10 protein-coding genes, 4 tRNA genes and 2 rRNA genes (1 of these 16 running past the window's edge) are annotated in these 9,454 nt (G+C 52.9%); all 16 read left to right on the top strand.

The window, feature by feature from the left end; all coding sequences use genetic code 11:
- Window positions 1-1,705, top strand: a 23S ribosomal RNA gene (locus tag U6037_RS26155) (it extends 1,189 nt beyond the left edge of the window).
- 166 nt (window positions 1,706-1,871) lie between these two features.
- Window positions 1,872-1,987: ribosomal RNA gene (rrf, locus tag U6037_RS26150) — 5S ribosomal RNA — on the top strand.
- 132 nt (window positions 1,988-2,119) lie between these two features.
- Window positions 2,120-3,073 (top strand): bifunctional biotin--[acetyl-CoA-carboxylase] ligase/biotin operon repressor BirA, encoded by a 954-nt coding sequence (gene birA / locus U6037_RS26145; RefSeq protein WP_322844989.1) that lies wholly within the window; start codon window positions 2,120-2,122, stop codon window positions 3,071-3,073.
- Window positions 3,063-3,815: a pantothenate kinase gene (locus U6037_RS26140; protein WP_322844988.1), complete on the top strand. Its 753-nt coding sequence runs from the start codon at window positions 3,063-3,065 to the stop codon at window positions 3,813-3,815. Before birA ends, U6037_RS26140 begins: the two co-directional genes overlap by 11 nt.
- 7 nt (window positions 3,816-3,822) lie before the next feature.
- The gene (locus tag U6037_RS26135; protein ID WP_322844987.1) at window positions 3,823-4,254 is read left to right on the top strand and encodes a hypothetical protein; all 432 of its coding nucleotides are present in this window, start codon (window positions 3,823-3,825) and stop codon (window positions 4,252-4,254) included.
- A 143-nt stretch (window positions 4,255-4,397) separates the two neighbouring features.
- Window positions 4,398-4,482: transfer RNA gene (locus U6037_RS26130), tRNA-Tyr, on the top strand.
- Window positions 4,483-4,507: 25 nt separating this feature from the next.
- Window positions 4,508-4,581 (top strand) — tRNA-Gly (locus U6037_RS26125).
- 26 nt (window positions 4,582-4,607) lie between these two features.
- A tRNA-Thr gene (locus tag U6037_RS26120) sits at window positions 4,608-4,683 on the top strand.
- 85 nt (window positions 4,684-4,768) lie between these two features.
- Window positions 4,769-5,962: an elongation factor Tu gene (gene tuf, locus U6037_RS26115; RefSeq protein WP_322844986.1), complete on the top strand. Its 1,194-nt coding sequence runs from the start codon at window positions 4,769-4,771 to the stop codon at window positions 5,960-5,962.
- 53 nt (window positions 5,963-6,015) lie between these two features.
- Window positions 6,016-6,091 (top strand) — tRNA-Trp (locus tag U6037_RS26110).
- Window positions 6,092-6,136: 45 nt separating this feature from the next.
- Window positions 6,137-6,505 (top strand): preprotein translocase subunit SecE, encoded by a 369-nt coding sequence (gene secE / locus U6037_RS26105; RefSeq protein WP_007916493.1) that lies wholly within the window; start codon window positions 6,137-6,139, stop codon window positions 6,503-6,505.
- A gap of 9 nt (window positions 6,506-6,514) precedes the next feature.
- Window positions 6,515-7,048 (top strand): transcription termination/antitermination protein NusG, encoded by a 534-nt coding sequence (gene nusG, locus U6037_RS26100; RefSeq protein WP_007957598.1) that lies wholly within the window; start codon window positions 6,515-6,517, stop codon window positions 7,046-7,048.
- Between the two features lie 117 nt (window positions 7,049-7,165).
- On the top strand, window positions 7,166-7,597 hold the full coding sequence (gene rplK, locus U6037_RS26095; RefSeq protein WP_003228756.1) for a 50S ribosomal protein L11: 432 nt from the start codon (window positions 7,166-7,168) through the stop codon (window positions 7,595-7,597).
- Window positions 7,597-8,292 carry a 50S ribosomal protein L1 gene (gene rplA / locus U6037_RS26090; protein ID WP_007916481.1) on the top strand — a complete coding sequence of 232 codons (696 nt, stop codon included), beginning with the start codon at window positions 7,597-7,599 and terminating at the stop codon, window positions 8,290-8,292. The genes rplK and rplA overlap by 1 nt, the downstream gene beginning before the upstream one ends.
- 198 nt (window positions 8,293-8,490) lie before the next feature.
- Window positions 8,491-8,991 (top strand): 50S ribosomal protein L10, encoded by a 501-nt coding sequence (rplJ, locus tag U6037_RS26085; RefSeq protein WP_008081912.1) that lies wholly within the window; start codon window positions 8,491-8,493, stop codon window positions 8,989-8,991.
- Window positions 8,992-9,065: 74 nt separating this feature from the next.
- Window positions 9,066-9,431: a 50S ribosomal protein L7/L12 gene (gene rplL / locus U6037_RS26080; protein ID WP_322844985.1), complete on the top strand. Its 366-nt coding sequence runs from the start codon at window positions 9,066-9,068 to the stop codon at window positions 9,429-9,431.
- The last annotated feature ends 23 nt before the right edge of the window (window positions 9,432-9,454 follow it).

Raw genomic sequence — 9,454 nt, 5'->3', positions numbered from 1 at the left:
CTGTAAGCCTGTGAAGGTGAGTTGAGAAGCTTGCTGGAGGTATCAGAAGTGCGAATGCTGACATGAGTAACGACAATGGGTGTGAAAAACACCCACGCCGAAAGACCAAGGTTTCCTGCGCAACGTTAATCGACGCAGGGTTAGTCGGTCCCTAAGGCGAGGCTGAAAAGCGTAGTCGATGGAAAACAGGTTAATATTCCTGTACTTCTGGTTATTGCGATGGAGGGACGGAGAAGGCTAGGCCAGCTTGGCGTTGGTTGTCCAAGTTTAAGGTGGTAGGCTGAGATCTTAGGTAAATCCGGGATCTTAAGGCCGAGAGCTGATGACGAGTGTTCTTTTAGAACACGAAGTGGTTGATGCCATGCTTCCAAGAAAAGCTTCTAAGCTTCAGGTAACCAGGAACCGTACCCCAAACCGACACAGGTGGTTGGGTAGAGAATACCAAGGCGCTTGAGAGAACTCGGGTGAAGGAACTAGGCAAAATGGCACCGTAACTTCGGGAGAAGGTGCGCCGGTGAGGGTGAAGGACTTGCTCCGTAAGCTCATGCCGGTCGAAGATACCAGGCCGCTGCGACTGTTTATTAAAAACACAGCACTCTGCAAACACGAAAGTGGACGTATAGGGTGTGACGCCTGCCCGGTGCCGGAAGGTTAATTGATGGGGTTAGCTAACGCGAAGCTCTTGATCGAAGCCCCGGTAAACGGCGGCCGTAACTATAACGGTCCTAAGGTAGCGAAATTCCTTGTCGGGTAAGTTCCGACCTGCACGAATGGCGTAACGATGGCGGCGCTGTCTCCACCCGAGACTCAGTGAAATTGAAATCGCTGTGAAGATGCAGTGTATCCGCGGCTAGACGGAAAGACCCCGTGAACCTTTACTATAGCTTTGCACTGGACTTTGAATTTGCTTGTGTAGGATAGGTGGGAGGCTTTGAAGCGTGGACGCCAGTTCGCGTGGAGCCATCCTTGAAATACCACCCTGGCAACTTTGAGGTTCTAACTCAGGTCCGTTATCCGGATCGAGGACAGTGTATGGTGGGTAGTTTGACTGGGGCGGTCTCCTCCTAAAGAGTAACGGAGGAGTACGAAGGTGCGCTCAGACCGGTCGGAAATCGGTCGTAGAGTATAAAGGCAAAAGCGCGCTTGACTGCGAGACAGACACGTCGAGCAGGTACGAAAGTAGGTCTTAGTGATCCGGTGGTTCTGTATGGAAGGGCCATCGCTCAACGGATAAAAGGTACTCCGGGGATAACAGGCTGATACCGCCCAAGAGTTCATATCGACGGCGGTGTTTGGCACCTCGATGTCGGCTCATCACATCCTGGGGCTGAAGCCGGTCCCAAGGGTATGGCTGTTCGCCATTTAAAGTGGTACGCGAGCTGGGTTTAGAACGTCGTGAGACAGTTCGGTCCCTATCTGCCGTGGACGTTTGAGATTTGAGAGGGGCTGCTCCTAGTACGAGAGGACCGGAGTGGACGAACCTCTGGTGTTCCGGTTGTCACGCCAGTGGCATTGCCGGGTAGCTATGTTCGGGAAAGATAACCGCTGAAAGCATCTAAGCGGGAAACTTGCCTCAAGATGAGATCTCACTGGAACCTTGAGTTCCCTGAAGGGCCGTCGAAGACTACGACGTTGATAGGTTGGGTGTGTAAGCGCTGTGAGGCGTTGAGCTAACCAATACTAATTGCCCGTGAGGCTTGACCATATAACACCCAAGCAATTTGCGTCGAAGAGACCAGATTGCGGTGTGTGAAGACGAAACGAACCGAAAGTTCGACTGCACCTAAAAAGGCAGCACAAGACACCGAAAGCTATCACGTACCCAATTTGCTGAAGCGAGGCCATAAGGTCACGACTCAGTACCCGAATTTCTTGACGACCATAGAGCGTTGGAACCACCTGATCCCATCCCGAACTCAGCAGTGAAACGATGCATCGCCGATGGTAGTGTGGGGTTTCCCCATGTGAGAGTAGGTCATCGTCAAGATTAAATTCCGAAACCCCAATTGCGAAAGCAGTTGGGGTTTTGTTTTGCCCGCAGGAAATGTATCTGCTTGATTTCTATGCAACGGCCCGGGGCATGGCTATTATTCGGGCCTCATTGTGAGGCGAGACCTGCATGCTGACGTTGTTGAACCTTCTGAAGGATGGTCGATTCCATTCTGGTCAGGATCTGGGCGCTGCCCTGGGAATAAGTCGAAGTGCGGTATGGAAGCAGCTTCAGCATCTGGAGGCTGATCTTGGCTTATCTATTCATAAAGTTAGGGGGCGGGGCTATCAACTGGCTGCGCCATTGATGCTGCTCGACCCTCTGACTATATCTGCAATGGCGCCAGGCTGGCCGGTGACCGTTCTGGATTTGGTCGATTCGACAAACGCTGAGGCTTTGCGCGCGATCGGCCAAGGTAGTTTGGCGCCCTTTTTGGTGCTCGCGGAGCGGCAAGTCTCCGGGCGCGGGCGAAGAGGTCGCAAATGGGTGAGCCCGTTTGCTGAAAATCTTTATTACAGCCTTGTTCTGCGTATTGATGGCGGAATGCGTCAACTCGAGGGCTTGAGTCTTGTCGTGGGGTTGGCTGTCTTGCAGGCTCTGCGAAATTTCGGTGTGCCAAGTGCCGGATTGAAGTGGCCCAACGATGTCCTGGTAGGTAACAAGAAAATCGCCGGTATTCTCCTTGAGCTCGTCGGAGATCCGGCAGACGTTTGCCATGTGGTGTTAGGTATTGGCATCAATGTGAATATGCAGCTAGCTGATGAGGTCGACCAGCAATGGACCTCTATCCGGCTTGAGTCAGGCAAAAGCAGTGATCGTAATGCCTTGGTGGTTGAGCTGAGTGAGCAGTTACATGCTTACATTCAGCGTCATCAGGCGAATGGCTTCTCGGTTCTCCAGGCAGAATGGGAGGCTAATCACCTGTGGCAAGATCGGGCTGTATCGTTGATTGCGGGTTCGAGTCAGGTAGATGGCGTGGTGCTCGGAATAGATAGTCAGGGTGCGCTGCGCCTGAAGGTGGGTGGCGTGGAAAAAGTCTTTAGTGGTGGTGAGCTCAGTCTGAGGTTGCGTGATGATTCTTGAGCTCGACTGCGGGAACAGCTTTATTAAATGGCGAGTACTGAAGGCTGCGCCCGGGGCTCTCTTTTCCGAGGGAGTTGTCGACTCTGATTTGGCGTTGCTGGCTAGTTTGAGATCCCTTGACGGGCTCATGCTGCGCAAGTGTCGCGTGGTCAGTGTCAGGACTGCGGAGGAAACCGATGCATTGATCCATGCGATCGAGCGGGAGTTCGGCATTTCGGTGGTGTGCGCGAAGTCCGCTCGTGAAATGTCTGGTGTCAAAAATGGTTATGAAGACTACGAGCGTCTAGGGCTCGATAGATGGTTGGCCATGCTTGGCGGGTTTCATCTCGCATCGGGCAGCGCTTGCCTGGTACTCGATTTCGGTACGGCGGTAACTGCTGATTTTATTGCTGCTGATGGTGAGCATCTGGGCGGCTTTATTTGCCCGGGGATGCCATTGATGCGAAATCAGTTGCGTACCCATACCCGCAAGATTCGCTATGGCGACCTGGCAGCTGAACGCGCGCTGTCCAGCAATGCGCCAGGGCGGACCACTGTTGAGGCGGTGGAGCGTGGGTGTTCGTTAATGTTGCGAGGCTTTGTGCTGACTCAACTGGAAATGGCGAGTTCCTACTGGGGGAAAGATTTCGCAATCTTTATAACCGGCGGTGATGCTGTATTGGTCGCAGATGTCGCTCCCGAGGCCCGAGTCGTACCCGACCTCGTGTTTGTGGGGTTGGCTATGGCGTGTCCTTTTTCCTGAGGTTTGTATGCGTTGGTTGTTTCTCCTGCTCCTTGTTCTTAATGGTTTCTATTATGTCTGGCATCAGCAGGAGGCACCCTTGCGGGCGAAGGACGTAACGCCTCTTAGTTTATATCGAGGTTCCCAGCAAGACATTCGCCTGCTCAGTGAAACGAAGGGTGATGTTCGGGAGGTGCAGGGAGTTGGGCGGAAAGACTGCCTTTTCCTTGGTGGCTTTTCCCGGGAAGAATCGATTTCCGCCCTTCGGCAGCGGTTGGTTGAAATGGATGTCGATGTGGAATCGTCGTCGAAGGATGCTTCTGGGGCTGGTTATTGGTTGTCTATTGCACCTAAGAGCCAGCGTTTGCTAGGGGATGCCCAGTTGCAAAACCTTTCCAAGGAATTCAATGAGTTAAAACATAAAATAATGCTGTGTGAGGGGGTTGCACCTGCTGAATAGTTTGCATAGAATGGCGCCCGCTCCACAGCGAAGACCTAAACAGGAATTCAAAGTGAGGTGATGTCAATGCAGCTAACCTCAGGTTTTTAAATGAGAAAATGCTTGACAGAGGTTTGGCATAGTATAGAATGCCGGCCTGATTAGGAGGGGTTCCCGAGCGGCCAAAGGGATCAGACTGTAAATCTGACGTCTACGACTTCGAAGGTTCGAATCCTTCTCCCTCCACCAGATTTAAGCGTGAGCTGCAGGCTCCGCGGGTATAGTTTAGTGGTAGAACCTCAGCCTTCCAAGCTGATGATGCGGGTTCGATTCCCGCTACCCGCTCCAAGTTTGCAGGTTGTGCAAAGTGTTTTGCTCTTGTAGCTCAGTTGGTAGAGCACACCCTTGGTAAGGGTGAGGTCAGCGGTTCAAATCCGCTCAAGAGCTCCATATAACAAGGCAGATATGAAAATATCTGCCTTTGTTTTAATGGCTGATATTGTTTGTCTAATTTCTTCTGTTGAGGGTGATATCGATGGCTAAGGAAAAATTTGATCGTTCCCTGCCCCACGTCAACGTTGGGACCATTGGTCACGTTGACCACGGTAAAACCACTCTGACTGCTGCTCTGACTCGCGTTTGCTCCGAAGTTTTCGGTTCTGCAATCGTTGACTTCGACAAGATCGACAGCGCACCAGAAGAAAAAGCTCGCGGTATCACCATCAACACCGCTCACGTTGAGTACAACTCGACAATTCGTCACTACGCTCACGTTGACTGCCCAGGTCACGCTGACTACGTGAAGAACATGATCACTGGTGCTGCCCAGATGGACGGCGCGATCCTGGTTTGCTCGGCCGCCGATGGTCCGATGCCGCAAACCCGTGAGCACATCCTGCTGTCCCGTCAGGTAGGCGTTCCGTACATCGTGGTCTTCCTGAACAAGGCTGACCTGGTAGACGACGCTGAGCTGCTGGAACTGGTTGAGATGGAAGTTCGCGACCTGCTGTCCACCTATGACTTCCCGGGCGATGACACTCCAATCATCATCGGTTCGGCTCGTATGGCGCTGGAAGGCAAAGACGACAACGAAATGGGCACCACTGCCGTTCGTAAACTGGTTGAAACTCTGGATACCTACATCCCTGAGCCAGTTCGTATGATCGACAAGCCATTCCTGATGCCGATCGAAGACGTGTTCTCGATCTCGGGTCGCGGTACTGTTGTGACTGGTCGTATCGAGCGCGGTATCGTTCGCGTTCAGGATCCACTGGAAATCGTTGGTCTGCGTGACACTACCGTCACCACCTGCACCGGTGTTGAAATGTTCCGCAAACTGCTCGACGAAGGTCGTGCTGGCGAGAACTGCGGCGTTCTGCTGCGTGGCGCCAAGCGTGACGACGTTGAGCGTGGTCAGGTTCTGGTTAAGCCGGGTTCGGTTAAGCCGCACACCAAGTTCACCGCAGAAGTTTACGTTCTGAGCAAGGAAGAAGGCGGTCGTCATACTCCGTTCTTCAAAGGCTACCGTCCACAGTTCTACTTCCGTACTACTGACGTGACTGGTAACTGCGAGCTGCCAGAAGGTGTTGAAATGGTAATGCCAGGTGACAACATTCAGATGACTGTTACCCTGATCAAAACCATCGCGATGGAAGACGGTCTGCGTTTCGCTATCCGTGAAGGCGGTCGTACCGTCGGCGCTGGCGTCGTAGCTAAAATCATCGAGTAATTGGTTGTAATGTATTTTTCGGGCCGGCATAATGGTCGGCCTGATTTTGTTTTAGGTCAGTAGCTCAATTGGCAGAGCGACGGTCTCCAAAACCGTAGGTTGGGGGTTCGATTCCCTCCTGACCTGCCAGATTCAATCGGTGTGTCTGGCTTTCTTTTCACAGGATCTTCATAGATGACTCCTAAAGCTGAAGCTCAAGGCTCTCGCTTCGATCTGCTCAAGTGGCTTGTAGTTGTCGCTTTGGTAGTTGTTGGCGTTGTTGGTAATCAGTATTACTCTGCTTCGCCGATCCTGTACCGTGTACTCGCTTTGCTTGTCATTGCTGCTGTAGCTGCCTTTGTAGGCCTGCAGACTGCGAAGGGCAAGTCTTTCTTTGTACTGGTGAAGGAAGCTCGCACCGAGATTCGTAAAGTCGTGTGGCCAACTCGCCAAGAAACCACGCAGACCACCCTGATTGTGGTGGCTGTTGTCCTGGTTATGGCGTTGCTGTTGTGGGGGCTTGATTCCCTGCTCGGTTGGCTTGTTTCCTTGATTGTCGGCTAAGGGTGTCCCGTGGCTAAGCGTTGGTATGTTGTGCATGCTTACTCGGGTTACGAGAAGCATGTGATGCGCTCGCTGATCGAGCGCGTAAAGCTGGCTGGCATGGAAGATGGCTTCGGCGAGATTCTGGTTCCCACTGAAGAAGTGGTTGAAATGCGTAATGGCCAGAAGCGCAAAAGCGAGCGTAAGTTCTTTCCGGGCTACGTGCTGGTTCAGATGGATATGAATGAGGGTACTTGGCACTTGGTCAAGGATACTCCTCGGGTGATGGGCTTTATTGGCGGTACTGCTGATAAGCCTGCACCGATCACCGATAAAGAGGCAGAAGCGATTCTGCGTCGTGTTGCTGATGGTAGCGACAAGCCGAAGCCGAAGACTCTCTTCGAGCCAGGTGAAACGGTGCGTGTCAATGACGGTCCATTCGCTGATTTCAATGGCGTTGTTGAAGAAGTTAATTACGAAAAGAGCCGGATCCAAGTGGCTGTGCTTATTTTCGGTCGCTCTACTCCGGTAGAGTTGGAGTTCAGTCAGGTCGAAAAGGTCTAACTGGACAAGCATCCCAACCCCGCAGCCCTAGGCTGTGGGGTTTTGTCGTCACTGGGATAAACGCGCAAGTAACCGGGGAGCCTTTCGAGGCGTTCGAACCCGTAATTGGAGTGCCTCATGGCCAAGAAAATTACCGCTTACATCAAGCTGCAAGTGAAGGCCGCTCAGGCTAACCCAAGCCCACCTGTTGGTCCTGCTCTGGGTCAGCACGGCGTGAACATCATGGAATTCTGCAAAGCTTTCAACGCCCGTACTCAGGGTCTGGAAGCTGGTCTGCCGACTCCAGTGATCATCACTGTCTACAGCGACCGTAGCTTCACTTTCGAAACAAAATCCACCCCTGCTTCGGTTCTGCTGAAGAAAGCGGCCGGTTTGACCAGCGGTTCCGCTCGTCCGAACACCGTTAAGGTTGGCACCGTTACCCGTGCTCAGCTGGAAGAAATCGCGAAAACCAAAAACGCGGATCTGACTGCAGCTGATATGGATGCAGCCGTGCGTACTATCGCCGGTTCTGCTCGTAGCATGGGCCTTAACGTGGAGGGTGTGTAATGGCTAAGCTGACCAAGCGTCAAAAGGCTATCGCCGGCAAAATCGAAGCAGGCAAGGCCTACAACATTGTAGACGCCGCAGCTCTGCTGGCTGAGCTGTCGACTGTCAAGTTCAGCGAGTCGTTCGACGTTGCTGTAAACCTGGGTGTAGACCCGCGTAAATCCGACCAGGTTGTTCGTAGCGCTACTGTGCTGCCACACGGCACTGGCAAGACTGTTCGCGTTGCTGTCTTCACTCAGGGTCCAGCTGCTGAGGCCGCTTTGGCTGCCGGCGCTGACCGTGTAGGTATGGACGACCTGGCTGCCGAAATGAAAGGCGGCGACCTGAACTATGACGTAGTGATCGCATCCCCGGATGCCATGCGCGTTGTAGGTCAGCTGGGCCAGATCCTCGGTCCACGTGGTCTGATGCCTAACCCTAAGGTTGGTACTGTAACTCCAGACGTAGCTACCGCGGTTAAAAACGCTAAAGCTGGTCAGGTTCGTTATCGCACCGACAAAAACGGCATCATTCACACCTCCGTTGGCAAGATGGGCTTCGACGCCGTCAAGCTGAAGGAAAACGTTGAAGCCCTGATCGCTGATCTGAAGCGTATCAAGCCAGCTTCTTCGAAAGGTATCTATGTCAAGCGCGTTACCCTGAGCACCACTATGGGCCCAGGTCTGGTTATCGATCAGAGCTCGCTGGACGCGTAAGACAAAGGTTGGCGCGATTGTTCGCGCCAATCGAAAGATTGGGGTCCCTGCCTGGCGGGGGCTATCCAAGACCGTAGGCGACGCAAGTCTTAAACCATAAGCCTACGCAGATGGTGCTCCCGGTTCCTTACCGAATCAGACACCAAAACGACATTCGGTTTCGATCGAATGAAACGGTAACAAGCAGGAGTTAAACCCGTGGCAATTAATCTCGAAGACAAGAAGGCCATCGTCGCTGAAGTCAACGAGGCTGCCAAAGTCGCTCTGTCCGCTGTCGTGGTTGATGCACGTGGCGTAACAGTAGGCGCAATGACCGGACTCCGTAAAGAGGCTCGTGAAGCTGGCGTTTACGTACGTGTTGTACGTAACACCCTGCTCAAGCGCGCTGTTGCTGACACTCAATACAGTGTCCTCAACGACGTGTTCACCGGCCCGACCCTGATTGCATTCTCGAACGAACATCCGGGCGCTGCTGCTCGTATTTTCAAAGAGTTTGCCAAGGGTCAGGACAAGTTCGAGATCAAGGCAGCTGCGTTCGAGGGCAAGTTCCTCGCAGCTAATCAGATCGACGTACTGGCAACCTTGCCGACCCGTGACGAAGCAATTTCTCAGCTGATGAGCGTGATTCAAGGCGCTACCAGCAAATTGGCTCGTACTCTGGCGGCAATTCGCGACCAGAAAGAAGCTGCCGCAGCCTAAGGCTCGTCAACTTCTCGCGTTTTTTGTTTATTTCGATGGTCGCGTAGGCCGTCCCCCAATTCAGGAATTGAGTCATGTCTCTGACTAACGAACAAATCATCGAAGCAATCGGCCAGAAATCCGTAGTGGAAATCGTTGAGCTGATCAAAGCGATGGAAGAAACTTTCGGCGTTACCGCTGCTGCTGCTTCGGCTGGTCCAGCTGCTGCTGCCGCTGTTGTTGAAGAGCAAACCGAGTTCAACGTAATCCTGAAAGGCGCTGGCGAGAAGAAAGTCAACGTGATCAAGGCTGTACGTGAACTGACCGGTCTGGGTCTGAAAGAAGCCAAGGAGAAGGTTGACACCGCTCCTCAGGTTATCGCTGAAGGCGTTTCGAAAGAAGCTGCTGAAGACGCGAAGAAGAAGCTGGAAGAAGCAGGCGCTGAAGTCGAAGTTAAGTAACTTTCGACTTTGCACCTCCAGCC

It is taken from the genome of Pseudomonas sp. B33.4 (assembly GCF_034555375.1).
GTDB lineage: Bacteria > Pseudomonadota > Gammaproteobacteria > Pseudomonadales > Pseudomonadaceae > Aquipseudomonas.
Note: the sequence above shows the minus strand (reverse complement) of the source record. Positions and strands in the feature narration are given on the sequence as shown.